20 protein-coding genes are annotated in these 14987 nt (G+C 68.6%); 7 read left to right on the forward strand and 13 right to left on the reverse strand.

Going from position 1 to position 14987, the window contains the following annotated elements:
* Positions 1-100 precede the first annotated feature (100 nt).
* Positions 101-1285 (forward strand): hypothetical protein, encoded by a 1185-nt coding sequence (locus tag AB0H88_RS39770; protein ID WP_357653740.1) that lies wholly within the window; start codon positions 101-103, stop codon positions 1283-1285.
* A gap of 66 nt (positions 1286-1351) precedes the next feature.
* On the opposite strand, the gene AB0H88_RS39775 is transcribed toward AB0H88_RS39770, so the two are convergent.
* A complete protein-coding gene (locus AB0H88_RS39775; RefSeq protein WP_357653741.1) occupies positions 1352-1750 on the reverse strand; it encodes a MerR family transcriptional regulator in 399 nt (132 codons plus the stop codon).
* 53 nt (positions 1751-1803) lie between these two features.
* Between AB0H88_RS39775 and AB0H88_RS39780 the strand changes: the two genes are divergently transcribed.
* Both AB0H88_RS39780 and AB0H88_RS39785 read left to right on the forward strand, forming a co-directional pair.
* Positions 1804-2592, forward strand: a complete 789-nt coding sequence (locus AB0H88_RS39780; RefSeq protein ID WP_357653742.1) for an MBL fold metallo-hydrolase — start codon at positions 1804-1806, stop codon at positions 2590-2592.
* 430 nt (positions 2593-3022) lie between these two features.
* Positions 3023-3895 carry a helix-turn-helix transcriptional regulator gene (locus AB0H88_RS39785; RefSeq protein WP_357653743.1) on the forward strand — a complete coding sequence of 291 codons (873 nt, stop codon included), beginning with the start codon at positions 3023-3025 and terminating at the stop codon, positions 3893-3895.
* Between the two features lie 112 nt (positions 3896-4007).
* Here AB0H88_RS39785 and AB0H88_RS39790 read toward each other — a convergent pair whose 3' ends face one another.
* Positions 4008-4223, reverse strand: a complete 216-nt coding sequence (locus tag AB0H88_RS39790) for a DUF397 domain-containing protein (protein WP_357653744.1) — start codon at positions 4221-4223, stop codon at positions 4008-4010.
* 232 nt (positions 4224-4455) lie between these two features.
* Between AB0H88_RS39790 and AB0H88_RS39795 the strand changes: the two genes are divergently transcribed.
* From AB0H88_RS39795 to AB0H88_RS39810, 4 genes are all read left to right on the forward strand, one after another.
* Positions 4456-5271 (forward strand): AfsR/SARP family transcriptional regulator, encoded by an 816-nt coding sequence (locus AB0H88_RS39795; protein WP_357653745.1) that lies wholly within the window; start codon positions 4456-4458, stop codon positions 5269-5271.
* A 26-nt stretch (positions 5272-5297) separates the two neighbouring features.
* Positions 5298-5783, forward strand: coding sequence for a MarR family winged helix-turn-helix transcriptional regulator (locus AB0H88_RS39800; RefSeq protein WP_357653746.1), 486 nt, complete (start codon positions 5298-5300; stop codon positions 5781-5783).
* Between the two features lie 77 nt (positions 5784-5860).
* Positions 5861-7318 carry a DHA2 family efflux MFS transporter permease subunit gene (locus AB0H88_RS39805; protein ID WP_357653747.1) on the forward strand — a complete coding sequence of 486 codons (1458 nt, stop codon included), beginning with the start codon at positions 5861-5863 and terminating at the stop codon, positions 7316-7318.
* 112 nt (positions 7319-7430) lie between these two features.
* Positions 7431-8324, forward strand: a complete 894-nt coding sequence (locus AB0H88_RS39810) for an aminoglycoside phosphotransferase family protein (RefSeq protein ID WP_357653748.1) — start codon at positions 7431-7433, stop codon at positions 8322-8324.
* A 7-nt stretch (positions 8325-8331) separates the two neighbouring features.
* Here AB0H88_RS39810 and AB0H88_RS39815 read toward each other — a convergent pair whose 3' ends face one another.
* From AB0H88_RS39815 to AB0H88_RS39865, 11 genes are all read right to left on the reverse strand, one after another.
* The gene (locus AB0H88_RS39815; protein ID WP_357653749.1) at positions 8332-8601 is read right to left on the reverse strand and encodes a gas vesicle protein K; all 270 of its coding nucleotides are present in this window, start codon (positions 8599-8601) and stop codon (positions 8332-8334) included.
* Between the two features lie 58 nt (positions 8602-8659).
* Positions 8660-8869, reverse strand: coding sequence for a gas vesicle protein (locus tag AB0H88_RS39820; RefSeq protein WP_357653750.1), 210 nt, complete (start codon positions 8867-8869; stop codon positions 8660-8662).
* Positions 8859-9662: a GvpL/GvpF family gas vesicle protein gene (locus AB0H88_RS39825; protein WP_357653836.1), complete on the reverse strand. Its 804-nt coding sequence runs from the start codon at positions 9660-9662 to the stop codon at positions 8859-8861. The genes AB0H88_RS39820 and AB0H88_RS39825 overlap by 11 nt, the downstream gene beginning before the upstream one ends.
* Positions 9655-10032, reverse strand: a complete 378-nt coding sequence (gene gvpJ / locus AB0H88_RS39830) for a gas vesicle protein GvpJ (RefSeq protein ID WP_357653837.1) — start codon at positions 10030-10032, stop codon at positions 9655-9657. The genes AB0H88_RS39825 and gvpJ (AB0H88_RS39830) overlap by 8 nt, the downstream gene beginning before the upstream one ends.
* A gap of 17 nt (positions 10033-10049) precedes the next feature.
* A complete protein-coding gene (gene gvpO / locus AB0H88_RS39835) occupies positions 10050-10439 on the reverse strand; it encodes a gas vesicle protein GvpO (RefSeq protein WP_357653751.1) in 390 nt (129 codons plus the stop codon).
* Between the two features lie 4 nt (positions 10440-10443).
* Positions 10444-10731, reverse strand: a complete 288-nt coding sequence (locus AB0H88_RS39840) for a gas vesicle protein GvpG (RefSeq protein WP_357653752.1) — start codon at positions 10729-10731, stop codon at positions 10444-10446.
* A 6-nt stretch (positions 10732-10737) separates the two neighbouring features.
* Positions 10738-11547, reverse strand: a complete 810-nt coding sequence (locus tag AB0H88_RS39845) for a GvpL/GvpF family gas vesicle protein (RefSeq protein ID WP_357653753.1) — start codon at positions 11545-11547, stop codon at positions 10738-10740.
* 1 nt (position 11548) lies between these two features.
* On the reverse strand, positions 11549-11944 hold the full coding sequence (gvpJ, locus tag AB0H88_RS39850) for a gas vesicle protein GvpJ (RefSeq protein WP_357653754.1): 396 nt from the start codon (positions 11942-11944) through the stop codon (positions 11549-11551).
* A gap of 197 nt (positions 11945-12141) precedes the next feature.
* A complete protein-coding gene (locus AB0H88_RS39855; RefSeq protein WP_357653755.1) occupies positions 12142-13341 on the reverse strand; it encodes an SRPBCC family protein in 1200 nt (399 codons plus the stop codon).
* Positions 13341-13820 carry a hypothetical protein gene (locus AB0H88_RS39860; RefSeq protein ID WP_357653756.1) on the reverse strand — a complete coding sequence of 160 codons (480 nt, stop codon included), beginning with the start codon at positions 13818-13820 and terminating at the stop codon, positions 13341-13343. The genes AB0H88_RS39855 and AB0H88_RS39860 overlap by 1 nt, the downstream gene beginning before the upstream one ends.
* A gap of 297 nt (positions 13821-14117) precedes the next feature.
* Positions 14118-14963, reverse strand: a complete 846-nt coding sequence (locus AB0H88_RS39865; RefSeq protein ID WP_357653757.1) for an NAD(P)H-binding protein — start codon at positions 14961-14963, stop codon at positions 14118-14120.
* Positions 14964-14987: the final 24 nt, after the last annotated feature.

Here is a 14987-nt window from a genome sequence, read left to right on the forward strand (position 1 = left end):
CCATATTTACTAATTTCATAGGGTAGTCGCAGTGCAAGACCCAATACGCACCGGTTTCGGTCATCGTCAGGCCCGGGGTCGATACGGCAAACTTCGAGGCATGAGTGCACCAGACGTCACCGCCCTGCTCGCCGAGTTGGAGCGCTCCGAGCCGGACCTGGCCGAAGAGGCCAGGACCGCTGTGGAGTGGTTGACGGGCGGGGAGCCGCTGGAGACGGTTACGCAGCTCGACGTCTGCGAGTTCCTCTGGTACACACTGCCGCTCAAGGTCGGTGGCGACCATGAGCGGCTGGCCCGCGCGCTCGGGCGGCTGCTGCAGGTGGGCGGGCTGGAGCGCTATGCAGGGCTGTGCGAGTCGCCCCTTACGGCCAAGATCCTGCGCACCTACGCCCGTGAGGGCGAGGACGCGGGCACCAGCGCCTACCAGGTGGCGCTCGAGGCCACCGGCGTGCTCCCGCCCGACGTGCCCGACCTCCAATGGAGCATGATCATGGGCCCCGAGGAGCTGGGCGCGCACGTCGCCTGCTCCGCGGCGCTGGAGCTGGCCATCGTCTCGGGCGAGAGCGTCGATCCCGGCGCGCTGACCAAGCGCTGGCTGACCGCGCCACGGACCGAGCTGGGCGGCGACAGCTGGCTGCACCGCGTGCACGGCGAGCGGCTCAACCGCTGGGTGCTCGGCCGCGGCCCGGCCCGGCGCGAGCTGGCCCAGCCGTTCGAGGTACGGCTGCACGCTCCCGTCTCGGTCCAGCAGTTGCCCGCGCTGCACGGCCTGCTGTCGCTGGCCGCCTCGGAAGGCAGCCTCCCCATGCGCCTGGCCCCCTCACCGGAGGCACTCCGGCTGCGCGAGCTGGCCGAACGCGAGCTGGGCGCGATCAGCCGCCACGGCGTCCGGCTGTCGATCACCGACTACGGCCGGCAACTGCTCGACTCCCCCGAGGCCATGTGGGACGCGGTCACCAAGCTGCTCCTGGCCAGGGGCGAGCACGAGTTCGAGGTCTCGGCGCGTGAGGCCGCGCTCATGCTGCTCGCCGACGGCGCCCTGATGTCGCCCACCGAGCTGCGCGAGCGGGTGGCCGAGGTGGTCGGCGGCGAGGGCTGGCATCCCGCGACGAGCCTTGAGGACGTCGCCACGCCGGTCACCGACCTGGTCGCCCAGCTCAAGGCGCTCGGCCTGGCCTTCGCCGACGACCTCGCCGTACGGGTGACCCGCTCCGGCCAACTCGCGGCCCTGGCCGCCCTCCGCGCCCACGCCCTGCGCCCAAGGCAGTACGTGAGCGCGGGCTGACGCCCGAGGCAGTACGTGAGCGCGGGCTGACGCCCGAGGCAGTACGTGAGCGCGGGCTGACGCCCGTCAGGGGACGCTGACGCGGCGGATGGCCCGCTTGAAGTCGGGGCACTCCACGAACGGGTCGTGGTCACAGACCGCCGCGTGGCGCAGGCTGTCACGCAGCCGGGTGAGTTGCGCGATCCGCTCGTCGACCTCGCGCTCCTTGGCGGCCATCCGCTCACGCAACACGGCGTCGGACGGCCCCGCCCGCAAAAACGCGGCGATCTCGGTGAGCGTGAACCCGGCGTCACGCGCGCAGGTGACCAGCGCCAGGCGTTCGAGCGTCTCGGGCAGGTACGTCCGGCGCAGGCCGTTGCGCCCGTCGGCCGTGATGAGCCCCTTGCGCTCGTAGAACCGCAGCGCCGACGGCGCCAGGCCGGACCGCCGCGCCACCTCACCGATGTCGAGCAACGTCTCGTCCACAGCCCGCTCCTTGACTTGACTTGAACCGCGCTTCAAGTCGCAGTCTAGGGCACATGACAATCCATCACCTGAATCTCGGCTCGATGCGCGAGATCGATTCGACCGAGTCCCTGCCCTCCGCGCCCGCCGTCTGCCACGCCCTGCTTGTCGAGACCCCCGCCTCGGGGCTCGTCCTGGTGGAGGCGGGACTGGGGCTGGACGACGTGACGCGGCCCGGCGAGCTGCTCGAAGCCGAGTGGGTCGAGCTGGTCGGGCCCGAGCTCCGGCCGGCGGAGACGGCCGTCCAGCAGGTCGCCGCCCTCGGTTACGACCCGGCGGACGTACGGCACATCCTGCTGACCCATCTGGACGTCGACCACAGCGGCGGGCTGCCCGACTTCCCGCAGGCGGAGGTGCACGTCATGGCGGCCGAGCTGCAGGCGGCGCTGACGGAGGCGCCGAACCGCCGCTACCGCCCCGGCCATTGGGCGCACGGCCCGCGCTGGGTCACCTACCCCGGCACCGGCGACAGCTGGAACGGGGTCGAGGGGGTGCGGCCTTCGACGTTCTCGCCGGACTTCCTGATGGTGCCGCTCGCCGGGCATACGCGGGGCCACGCGGGCGTGGCGGTCAGGGACGGCGACCGGTGGCTGCTGCACGCCGGTGACGCCTACTTCTACCACCGCGAGCTGTCGGCCGACGACCCACGGACGCATCCGCTGATGGACATCGTGCAGCTCGACTCGCAGGTGGACGAGGGGTCGCGGCTGACGAGCCGGGACCGGCTGCGCGAGCTGGCGAACGTGCACGGTGTGGAGGTCTTCTCCGCGCACGACCCGTGGGAGCTGCACCGCATGAGGTGAGGTCGTGGCGCGCCCTGGCCGGGGTCTGACCAGGTGCTATCGGGCGCGCTCCAGTTGAGGTCCGGCCAGTTGTCGTAGGGCGCGCTCCAGTGGGCATGAACCGGTTGTCGCCCGCGCGCGTACCTCTGGCTGCCCGGCCACCGCGGCGCGCAGAACGCGGTGGCCGGGTCCCGGGCCCGCCGCGCGCAGCCCATCTCGCTCCCGCCGGAGCCGAGCTCGTCCCCACTGAATCACCGTGAATCACTCCGCCGTCCCGCCGCGGTGAGGGCTCCCCCGCGTGGACCAGCCATCCTTTCCTCAACCTTGGCAGGACCGGGCACCGCCCACCAGTTTGACGTGTGCGACATTAGCTGATTTAGTGCATCATCAATTGGCATCAAACTGGTTCGTAGAGAATGGTGCGCCGGATGCTGTCGAGGGTGCGGAGCGGATGAACGGTGACGGCGCGGAACAGCGCACCAAGCGTGAGCGTCTCGCCACGGAGCTGCGGCGCCTGCGCGACCTGGCCGGGATCTCCGGACGCGACCTGGCCCACCGAGTAGGCATCAGTCAGTCCAAGGTCTCCCGCATCGAGTCGGGGAGCGTGATCCCCTCACTGCCAGAGGTGACGGCGTGGGGCGAGGCGGTGGAGGCCTCGAGTCAGACCCGGGAGTGGCTGACCGACCTGACCGAGGCGGCGTTCACCGAGATGCACAGCTGGCGGGCCGCGCTCCAGCGTCAGGCGCACCTGCAGGACGAGATCCGGGAGCAGGAGGACCAGGCGCAGCTGGTGCGGGGATTCCAGCCCACCGTCATCCCGGGGCTGTTGCAGACCGCCGAGTACGCCCGGCGCATCTTCGCGTTGTTCGACCCGCCATACAGCGAGGGCAACCTGTCCATGGCCGTCGCGGCTCGTTTGCAACGGCAGCTCGCCCTGTATGAGGAAAGCCGGCGTTTCGAATTCCTCATTACCGAGGCGGCGCTGAGGTGCCGCCCGGGATCGGCCAAACTCCTGCTCGCCCAATTGGACCGGATAGCCTCGCTGAGCACCCTGGAGAACGTCTCCATCGGCTTGATACCGCACAACACGGAAGCGCTTGTCTGCCCCCCGCACGGTTTCACCCTCTACGAGAGCGACGGCAGCGCGGCGGATACTTTTGTGGAGATAGAAGTCGCGCATGTGAGGCTGTCCGCCGGCCACGCCGACGACATCGCGGTCTATCAGCGGCAGTGGTCCCTGCTGAGCCGGATGGCCGTCTTCGGCGACGCGGCGCGGGACTTCCTCGCCGCGATCAGCGCCGACGTCCGCGCCGCGGATCGGTGACCCCGCCTTGCGCACGACCGTCCGCCCATCCCCGGGGAGCGGGCACCTCGCGCACTCCCCGAGGACACGGCGACCCGCCCGTCGCGGCCTCCTCCGCGGGCATGAACTCGCCTCACCTCAGTTCGAACTCGCCCGCGTGCACCCCGGCGAGGAACGCGACCCACTCCTCACCGCTGAAGTAGAGGACCGGCCCCTCGGGGTCCTTGGAGTCGCGAACCGCGACCACGTTCTCACCCAGCGCGACCTCCACGCAGCCGCCGCCGTTGTCACTGAAGGTCGCCTTGAACCATGCGGCGCGCGGCGACCGGCTTTCCTTGACAGTACCCATTGTTTCTCTCCTGTTCGTCCGGGGAGCTTTGTGCCGCCCGCTGTCTGGTCGGCCTGGGTATCGGCTCGGTGCCGCGCCGTTGGTCTGCCATAGGAATTCTATGAACGCCGTTAGTCATATCCAATACGCGTAGTACGAAGGAGTTGGACCGATGCAGTTTCGATTGCTGAACGGCGTGGAGGCTTACCGGGACGGTGTGCGGGTTTATGTTGGTGACCGAAAACAACGTTTGATGCTGGCTTTGCTCCTGCTCGCCGGGGCGCGTCCGGTCACCATGGAGGAGCTGATCGACAAGATCTGGGGCGCGGAGCCGATAAACAGCGCGCGCAAGGTCATCCAGCACTATGCGAGCGACCTGCGCGCCCATTTGGGACATTCCGCCGGGCCGAAATTGGGCGACATGCTGCCCAAGTACCAAGGCGGCTACCGGCTGCTGGCCGACCGGAACCAGGTCGACGTCTACCGCTTCCGCGATCTGGTGAACGAGGCGCGGCCGCTGGTCGGGCGTGACGACGCGCAGGCTGTACCGATCCTGCGTGACGCCCTTCGGCAGTGGGGCACCCGTGGCCTGCGGCCCGGCGAGCCGCTCAGCGGCCTGACCGGCCAGTCCGCGGCGAACGCCCGGGCCAAGCTGCTGGCGGAGCACCGAGCCGCGGTGATCGACTGCCTGGAGGCCGAGCTGCGGCTCGGGCACCACACGTTGCTCGTGCCCGAGATCCTGGACCTGGCCACCGCCGGGCCGCCCGACGAGCAGCTGACCGGCCTGCTCATGCTGGCCTGCCACCGCGCCGGCCGACCGGCCGAGGCCCTGGGCGCGTTCGCCGCCCTGCGCAAGCGGCTGGCCGAGGAGATCGGGGCCGATCCGAGCGCGGACATCGAGCGCCTCCACCAGCGCATCCTCACCCAGGACCCGGCCCTCGGTGATTCGCCGGGATTCGCCCCCTCCGGAGCAGAGGTGCGAGCACCCGGCGAGGCCGGCAAGAGCGCCGTCCGCCGCGTGGCAGAAGCCGCCAGGAAGGGCGACGCGAAACATCGGGATAATCCATAACGGAACTAATTGCTAAACTGGACGACATGACTGCCATGGCCCCTTCCCGCACCGCTCCGGACCTGTCGTTCCTGCTGGACCACACCGGCCACATCCTGAGAACTCGGATGGCGGCGGCGCTGGCGGAGATAGGGCTGACGGCGCGGATGCACTGCGTGCTCGTGCACGCCCTGGAAGAGGAGCGCACGCAGATCCAGCTCGCCGAGCTCGGCGACATGGACAAGACCACGATGGTGGTCACCGTCGACGCCCTGGAGAAGGCGGGCCTCGCCGAGCGCCGCCCGTCCAGCACGGACCGGCGGGCCCGGATCATCGCCGTCACCGAGAAGGGCGCGGAGGTCGCCGAGCAGAGCCAGACGATCGTCGATGGCGTACACCGGGCGGCCTTGGCCGCGCTGCCCGAGGACGAGGCCGAGGTGCTGCTGCGGGCGCTGAATCGCCTGGCGACGGGGCATCTGGCCACCCCCGCCGAGGCGCCGCAAGGGGTTCGGAGGGCTCGGCAGAAAGGCTGAAAGGTCCGAGACATATAGTCTGCAACGGAACTATCTGTTATGGTTTCTCTTGTTCGCCCTTTGAGCAGGAGATGGCCATGTCATATACCGCACCTTCCCCCCAACCATCGCGCTGGCTGGCACTCATGGTGCTGTCCGCCGCGATGCTGATGACGGTCCTGGACGGCAGCATCGTGACCGTCGCGATGCCGGCCATGCAACGGGATCTGGGCTTCTCGCCCGCCGGGCTCAGCTGGATCGTCAACGCGTACGGAATCGCCTTCGGCGGATTGCTGCTCCTGGCCGGCCGGCTGGGTGACCTCATCGGCCGGAAAACCATGTTCCTGGCCGGAAACGCGGTCTTCACCGCCGCGTCGCTGCTGGCCGGCGCGGCGACCGGGCCCGGCCTGCTGATCGCCGCCCGGTTCCTGCAGGGCGTGGGCAGCGCGATGGCCTCCGCGGTTGTTCTCGGCATCCTGGTGACGCTGTTCACCGAGCCCGCCGAACGTGCCAAGGCGATCGGCATCTTCAGCTTCACCGGCGCCGCCGGCGCCTCGATCGGCCAGGTCCTTGGCGGGGTCATCACCGACGCGCTCAGCTGGCACTGGATCTTCTTCATCAACCTGCCGATCGGCCTGGCCACCATCGCGCTGGCGATCCGCGCGCTGCCGGGCGACCGCGGGGCCGGACTCGCCGCCGGGGCCGACGTCATCGGCGCCGTCCTGGTCACCAGCGGCCTGATGCTGGGCATCTACACGGTCGTCAAGATCGAGGAGTACGGCTGGCTCTCCGCCCACACCCTCGGCCTCGGCGCGGTGTCCCTCGCCCTGCTGGCCGCCTTCGTCATCCGTCAGGCGACCGCCAGAACCCCGCTGATGCCTCTGCGGATCTTCCGTTCGCGCACCGTCTCGGGCGCCAACCTGGTCCAGATGCTGGCGCTGTCGGCCATGTTCGCCTTCCAGATCCTCGTCGCGCTCTTCATGCAGAAGGTCCTCGGCTACAGCGCGCTCGGCACCGGCCTGGCGATGCTGCCCGCGGCGGTGGCCATCGGCGCCGTGTCCCTGTTCGTCTCCGCCCGGCTCAACACCCGCTTCGGCGTCCGCCGCGTCCTGCTGGTCGGCCTGGCGCTCCTGCTCGCGGCGATGGGCTGGCTCACCCGCGTCCCGGTGACCGCGAACTACGTCACCGACCTGCTCCCGGTCATGCTGCTCATCGCGGGCGGCGGTCTGGTCCTGCCGGCGCTGACCACGCTCGGCATGTCCGGCGCCAAGGCCGACGACGCGGGCCTGGCCTCCGGGCTGTTCAACACCACCCAGCAGGTCGGCATGGCGATCGGTGTCGCGGTCCTGTCCACGCTGGCCGCCTCCCGTACCGAGGATCTGCTGTCCGCCGGACAGAGCCAGGCGGTCGCGCTGACCGGCGGCTATCACGTGGCCTTCACCATCTCCGCCGCGCTGCTCGTGGCCGCGTTCATCGTCGCGCTGACCGTGCTGCGCCGGCCCGAACGGGACACCACGGCCACCGCCCAGGACCCGGCTGTGCTCACCTCAGCCTGACTTTCAAGACACCTGACTTTCAAGACAACGGCCGGGCCTGTCCCGGCCGTTGTTCGTGTTCAGCGCGAAACTCCGTTGCGACGGTCAAGGCGGTTCACCAAGAATGGCGGCGATGAGCGCTACGAAGATGCACGCTGACGAGATCGAGACCGACGTCGCCCTCGTGCGTCGCCTGCTCGCCGGGCAGTTCCCGCGCTGGGCCGAGCTGCCGATCGCTCCAGTCGACTTCTACGGCACCGATCATGACATCTACCGGCTCGGTGACCACTTGGTCGCTCGGCTCCCGCGCATCGAGTGGGCCACCAGGCAGGCGGCGAAGGAGGCGGAGTGGCTGCCGAAGCTCGCGCCGCACCTGCCCCTGGCACTTCCCGTGCAACTGGCCATGGGACGTCCGGCCGAGGGCTATCCCTATGACTGGTCGGTGTACGAGTGGCTGCCCGGCGCGAACGCCAACGGCACGATCGGCGACCTGGACCAGGCGGCCGTCGATCTCGCGGCGTTCGTGACCGCGCTCCGCCAGGTCAGTACGACCGGCGCGCCCCCGCGCCCCCCGCACCATCGAGGCGGACCGCTCGCGGAGAGCGACGCGTCTGTTCGCCAGGCGATCGCCCAGCTCGGCGACCGCGTCGACGGCGACGCCACCCTCCGCTCGTGGCAGGAGTCACTCGACGCCCCGGCCTGGGACGGCCCGGAGGTCTGGCTGCACGGCGATCTGCTTCCGGGCAACCTGCTCGTCGTCGACGGCCGTCTGTCGGCGGTCATCGACTTCGGCGGCCTCAACGTGGGCGACCCCGCCTGCGACCTCCAGCCAGCGTGGAACGTGTTCGCGGGTGACAGCCGCCGGCGATTCCGGCGCGAACTCGGCGTCGACGACGCGTCCTGGGTGCGCGGCCGCGGCTGGGCGCTCGCGCAGGCGGTGGTGGCGTTGCCGTACTACTGGGAGACCAACCCCGGCATGATCCGCCAGGCCTCACACGCGCTGGCGCAGGTCCTCGCCGACAGCTAGTCCCGCGTCAGTCCCGGGGAAGCAGGGTCCCGAGCGGTCCGAGGTCGATGTTGAGGTCGGATGGCGACAGATCGAACCGGTCGCACATTTCGGTCATCGCCTCCTCCAGTCGCATCAAGGTCACGCCCAGTACCTCGATCTGTTCGTCCGACAGGTCCCCTTGCTCCATCCGGCGCACACACTGACGCTCCACGAGTTGGCGTACGAGCTCGACAAGGGTGAGCACCAGGCGCGACAGGTCGCGCTCCACCGCCTCGGCGTCGGTCTCGATGCGCAACCGTCTCGACGGTACCTTGCGCCCCGACGCCGCCTTTTCGAGTGCCGCCTTTTCAAGGTCATTCCTCATCGGTACTCCGAACCGACATGATCAGTGCGCGTACGGAGATGCGCACCAGGTCGATGTCCGCAATGGACAGGACGAGATCCCCGCTCACGACGACCCCACCTGCCAGCAGCCGGTCGAGGAGGTCCACCAGCGCCACCCGTTCGGGCGGCAGCCGGTCCTCCCGGGCGAGCACCGCGCCTCGGGGCTCATCAATCGTCATCGCCGGTTCCCCCTTCCGGCCTTTCCGGTGTCTCGGCGAAGGCGGCGAAGGAGTACGGCGCCCACGGACCGGTGAGCTCCACGTCGATTCCCTCGCCCCGCAGCCCGTCGACGACCCGCGCGAACTCCGCGCTTCGGTCGAGATCGACCAGGTAGGCGCCGTTGAGCACCATCCACTCCGCACGACCGGACAGCTGCGGGTCCTGCGCGCGATGACGCTGGCTGGCGACCGCCACGGACTTGAGGGCGTCATGAATGAGCTCCCCGCGCGCGGCGGCCTGGCGCCAGCTCTCCTCACGACTGCGCAGACTCGCCTGCCGTTTCTTGAGGTAGGCCAGTCCCGGACTGGTCGCGCTCGCGCCCTTCTCTCCCGCTTCGGCGGGCGGCGGTGCGGCCGGATCGACGTACGCTTTCACCCCCCACTCCTGCCGATCGGCGATCCGCCCGAGCGTCTCGGTGAAGTCGTCACGTCGCCGGTCCAGGAGCTCCCGAATCTGGTCTTCGCCGCTGTAGACCGTGACAAGACGGACCGGGGCCGTCGGTGTCGTCCGCGCCACCGCCTCCACCACGCGATGGTGCGCACGAGCGGTCTCGCCCAGCCAGTCCAGGTCTTCCATGGACCGCCGCAGCGGCTCTTCGCCGAACCGGTCCAGCGGGACCGTGCTCACGTACGCGACGAGACCGGCATGCGTGATCGCGCGCACCCCCTCACCGGCCACCCCCTTCAGGTCTTCGGGAAGGGCGGAACCCTCGTCGCGGGTGACCGCGTACAGGTAGGTGCCCGCGTCATCCATCACGCTCGTCCACTTCAGCCGCTCGCTCGTCGGCGGGCTCGACCTCCGCGGTCAGCCCGCGCGGCAGCGCGGTGCCCTCCTCCGCCGCGGCGAGCCGTCGCCGGAGCCTGCGGTTCTCCTCACGCAGCTCCCGATCCTGGCCCTTGAGCCATGGATCATGCTCCCACCAGTCGATCCCCATCTCCCTGGCGGTGTCGACCGAGGCGATGATCAACCGGAGCTTGATGGTCAGCAGCTCGATGTCCAGGAGGTTCACGCGGATGTCTCCCGCGATCACGATGCCTCGGTCGAGAACCCGTTCCAGGATGTCGCCGAGGTTCGCCGGCTCGTGGCCAGAGGGCCGCCCGGCGGGGAGGCTGGACTGGCGCATCACGGAGCCAGGCTCGGTCATCGCGAACCGCCCTCCCCGCTGGTGCCGCTGCCCCGCCGGTATCGCTGGATCCGCCGGTAGGACAGCAGGTTCCCCTCCGGATCCAACTCGGCCTCGTAGAGCGCGAGAATGTCGCCGGAAGAGGGGATGCGGTGATCTTCCAGTACCTCCACGTTCACCACCCAGCCGCGCTCGATCGGCTTCACCATCGTGATGCCCTCCGGCTCGCCCGCGACCAGATCGGCGATGTGCTCCAAACCGGCTTCGCCGACGTCCGCCACGGACAGGCCGCGTGGGCGGCGTTTCTGACGTGGTTCTGTCCGCCTCTCGTCGGGTTCCTCCTCTGAGCGTCTTGCCGCCTGGCCGCCGGTCGCCCGCTCTTCGCGGACACTGCGCCTGACAGGCATGCGATCACCCCTCCTCTTCCTCTTCCTCACCTGCCGGCGCGACAGTCTGGCGGGGCCCGACCTGGCCGGGTGCGCCAATCATCGATTCGAGCGTCTGCCGCATCGCCAACGCCTCTTCCTCCTCGGAGATCAGGCCGGCGGCCCTGGACTGCTCGATCTCCTCCAGTCGGCGCCGGACCACCGCCGGGTCATGCATCTGCCGCTCCACCTGCTCCTGGATCAGCTCGCCGAGCCGGATCACCCCTTTGACCGGCGCGAGCGGCCAGCCGAAGAGGAGGCCGATCAGTCCCATCGGTCATCACTCCTGAGTCCGCGCGGTGATGAAGTCGTACGGTGCCAGCGGGCCCAATATGCGCATCTCAACCCGTCCGGACCACCGATCGGCGAACTCGTTCACCACCCGCTCCAGCTCGTCCTGCCGGTCCGTCTCCATGAGCACGGCCACGTGGACGGCGTCCTGTTCGTGAGACGGCTCCCGCATGACGGTGAGGGTGGCGAGCGGACCCACCTCCTCGGTCAGCGCCTGCGTGTCGGCTTCGCGTTTGGCCACGACCGCCTGGTTGATCAGCTCCCCGAGCCGGATCCGCGCGTTCCGCGTCAGATCCTCCGGTTGCCCCTGGATCTGCTCACGCAGCTGCGCGGCCTCCGGGACCTCACTCAGTACCTCGCGGAACAGCGTTTGATCGACGTAGCGTCCTTTGATGACGTACTCGGCCCGTCCCTCCAGCTCCTCCAGCGCGCTGCGGAACTCATCGTGGTGGGGCGTCAGCAGCTCCTCGACGACGGCTTTCTCGTTCGTCATCACCGAGCCGAAGCGGAGCGGGATGACGGGCACCTCGGCGGCGGTGGCATCGAGCAAGGCCCCATGCCGGAACAGGTCGTCGGGGGTGCCAAGCGGGCGGCCGAGCGCGACGTCGCTCACCAGAGCGGCGATCTCGCCGTGCCGTATCAGCCTGATTTCTGTAGCTTCATCCCCTACGCCCCGCGCGTCGCCGGACACCTCGACGTCCTCGGGTACGAGACCGTAGATGTAGACGCCGGCATTCTTGGTGGCCTGCTCAGGAACATCCTGACCGGCGGCATGCGCGGCTTCCGCAGATTGCGCCATTTCAGCGCTCCTCTCGCTCTTGCCGCCGACTGTGCGTCTCTTGTTTCTCGCCACGGTCGCCGACGAAGTCGCTCAGCTTCTCCCCTGCCGCTTCCAAGACCCCTTGGGTGACGTTCTTGCCCTTGCCCTGCGTCATGTTCTGCATGATCTCGGGCAGCCCTTGCCCCCCGGACTCCGCGAGGTCCAGCCGGTTCACGGCCTCGGCGTAGCGCAAGTAGGTGTCCACGCTGGCCACCACGATGCGCGCATCGATCGTCAGCAGCTCGATGCCGACGAGTGAGACCCGGACGTAGGCGTCGATGACGAGCCCTTTGTCGAGGATCGTGTCGATGACGTCGGCCAGGCCCGACGGAGACGGACGGTCGGCTATTCCGCCTGTCGCGGGTTGCACGGTCATTGTTTCTCCCTCGGTCTTCGCGGACGCCGCCCGCCGGTCGCTGGGAGGCCGTCCCGGCCGGTCTTCGCGGACGCCGCCCCTCCGGTCTTCGCGGACGCCGGACGCCGGACGCTGGTCTTCGCGGACGCCGGACGCCGGACGCTGGTCTTCGCGGACGCCGGACGCCGGACGCTGGTCTTCGCGGACGCTGCCCCGTGTCACGTCGTCCGGGAACCGGCCCTGCGACGAACCGGCCGCGACTGTGGCTCCTGGGCGCGCCTCCGCCTCCGGGAGGCCGCGCGAGGCGGCTCTTCTTCCTCTTCCTCTTCTTCTTCCTCCGGCTCCTCCTCTTCTTCTTCCTCTTCCTCCTCCTCAGGCTCTCCCTCTTCCTCCTCCTCTTCCTCGAACTCGTCTTCTGGCAGTTCTTCTCCCTCTTCCTCTTCTTCCTCTTCCTCTTCCTCTGGCTCCTCTTCCGGCCGTTCCTCTTCCGCTCGTTCCTCTTCCGGCCGCTCCTCTTCCGGCCGTTCCTCTTCCTCCTCCTGCGCGGCCTGCTCCTCCTGGACAGCGGTCTCGTGGTCCTTGACGACTTCACCGTCGTGGATCACGCCGCGCCACCCGTCGGAGGCGATCTCGTCGGGGTGCAGCATGCTCTGCGTCATGACATGCCGCCTGAAGTGCTTGAACTCCAGCCGTACGCGCCTGCCCTGCGCACGCCAGATATTGCCGACGTGCTCCACCAGTCCGCGCGGGTGATATTCGAGTACGAGCAGGACCCGGGTCAGGTTGGGAGTCACGGCGTGGAAGCTCACAGCGCCGTCGACGTAGCCCTTAGGTCCTTTGGATCGCCAGATGATCCGCTCATCGGGCACCTGCTCGACGACGTGCGACTCCCAGTTGCGATGGGACCAGAAGACCTGCGCCTTCCACGACAGCTTCTCGTCGCTCTCGTTCTCTACGTGCTCCACCTTCTTCATGAAGCTCGGGAAGTCCTGGAACTTTGTCCACTGGTTGTAGACCACTCGTACGGGAGCGCCGATGTCGAGCGATTCGACAATGTTGACGAACCGTAGCTTCTTGGTCCCCTTGGTCATGCCTCCGAACAGGCCCTTGATTGCTCCCTTGACAGCACCACCCATCATCGAACGTTTGACCGACTTGCCGCCAGAATCATCCGATCCGGTGAGCGCGCTGAACAGACCGCCGACTCCGCCGCCTGCGGCGGGGTCGGCGAGCCGACCCGCCATGTCCTCGACCTTGTCGCTCACGGACTGCAGCCCTCGCTCGATAAAGGCCTGTGCGAGGTTTTTGAGCTCCTGCGTGAGCGCCTCTGTCGGCAGAGCCTGCGCGACCTTCTTGACGTCTGTCGGCAGGGCGTCCGTGACCTTCTTGATGGGCCGAGCCTTCGATACCTGAGCCATCAAGCTCGCCTCCGTGTCCTGGTGACCGGCCGCGTGGCGCGTGCGGGCTCGGCCTTGGGCTTCCTTCTCCGTGCCGGCTTGGGCGGCTCCTCCTCAGGCGCCTCTTCCTCTTCCTCCTCCTCGTAGCCCTCTTCGTAGTCCTCTTCGTCTTCGGCCGTTTCCTCAGGCGTGCCTGGATGGCGCAGACCCTCGGCCCGCTCGTGCAGCCTCGTGGTCAGCGATTCGAGCTGCCTGCTCGTCATGGCCACGGCTGCCGCCTTGCCGACGTCCATCAGCTCGCCACGCAGGCGGCCGGTGAGCTTGTCCATCTCGGGCGACGAACCGAGCATCTTGATCCCCTGCGACAGCAGGCCTCCCTGTCCGCGCAGCCGGCTGAGCACCCCGGCCACGGCCAACGTGGTCGCCCAACGCAGCTTGTGGTGTCGGCCGAGGTAGTAGCCCGCCGCGATGGCCAGCCCCATCTGAACTTTGTCTTTCATGACCAGCGCTCCTTGCCCTCCCGCTCGCCTGGAACAACCGGTCTCCACCTGCCCCACAAAAAAGACAAACAAACACATGATCGGAGAAAACGGACATGCGAGGCGAATCAGGCGCCGGAGACCCGCAGGGACCGCGCAAGGAGCGAGATGTGCATTTCGTACAGATATAGTCAATTCGCCTTATACGGCGATTTGCGCGCCTCCCGTACGGCCAGCCAGCACCCCACCACCGCGCCTAGCCGCCGCCACCGCAGGTAACGCCACAGCGCGGAGCGGGGTGGCTCCTCGTCCATCCGCTCAGCGAAAGTCGTCGGCGTGGTCGAAGGCCCAGTCCCGGAACGTACGAGCCGGAGTTCCGGTGACCTCTTCCACGGTGGAGGTGATCAATGCTGAGTGAGGTCGCGTTTCGGCGCTGGCCAGCAGAGCCTCTACCAGGGCCGGCGGCCTGCCGTCCGCGAGCATCTGCTGCCGGGCGGTCTCGATGGGCACCTTCTCGAAACGCAACGGGCGGCCGATCGCCTGCCCGATGGCGTGCACCTGCTCGGTCCTGCTCACCACCTGCGGACCGGTCAGCACGTACGTCGCGCCGGCATGCCCGTCCTCGATCAGCACACGTACCGCCACGGCCGCGATGTCGCGCGGATCGATCACCGCGGTGGCGGCGATGTCAGGACCACGCACGACGTCCGCGCCACGGATCTGCTCGGCCCACCCGCGAGCGTTGGAAGCGATCGTGTTCGACCGCAGGATCGTCCACTGCGGGCCGGACTTCTCGATCAGGCGCTCCATGTCGGCGTGGAGCTGGTTGATCGGGTCGGTCTGCCGCTCGGCCTCGTCGTTCACCCCCGACGAGGAGAGGTAGACGACGCGGCGGGCACGGCCTTCGACCACGTCGAGGACGGCGGAGGCTCCGTCCGTGGTGAGGAAGGGCCAGATCAGGAACACCGTCTCGACCTCCGCCAGCGCCCCCTCCAGCGTGCTCGGCCTGGACAGATCACCTTCCACCGCCTCGACCCCTTCAGGGAGCCGAGCCTGCTGACCATCTCTCACAAGCGCTCGCGCAGGGACGCCAGCGGACACAAGCTGGGCGATGACCTGCCGTCCGACGTTGCCGGTCGCACCAGTCACAAGAATCTTAGACATGCCCCGGTCAGCCTGGCCGTATAC

The organism is Nonomuraea sp. NPDC050680, from assembly GCF_040654555.1.
Lineage (GTDB): Bacteria > Actinomycetota > Actinomycetes > Streptosporangiales > Streptosporangiaceae > Nonomuraea.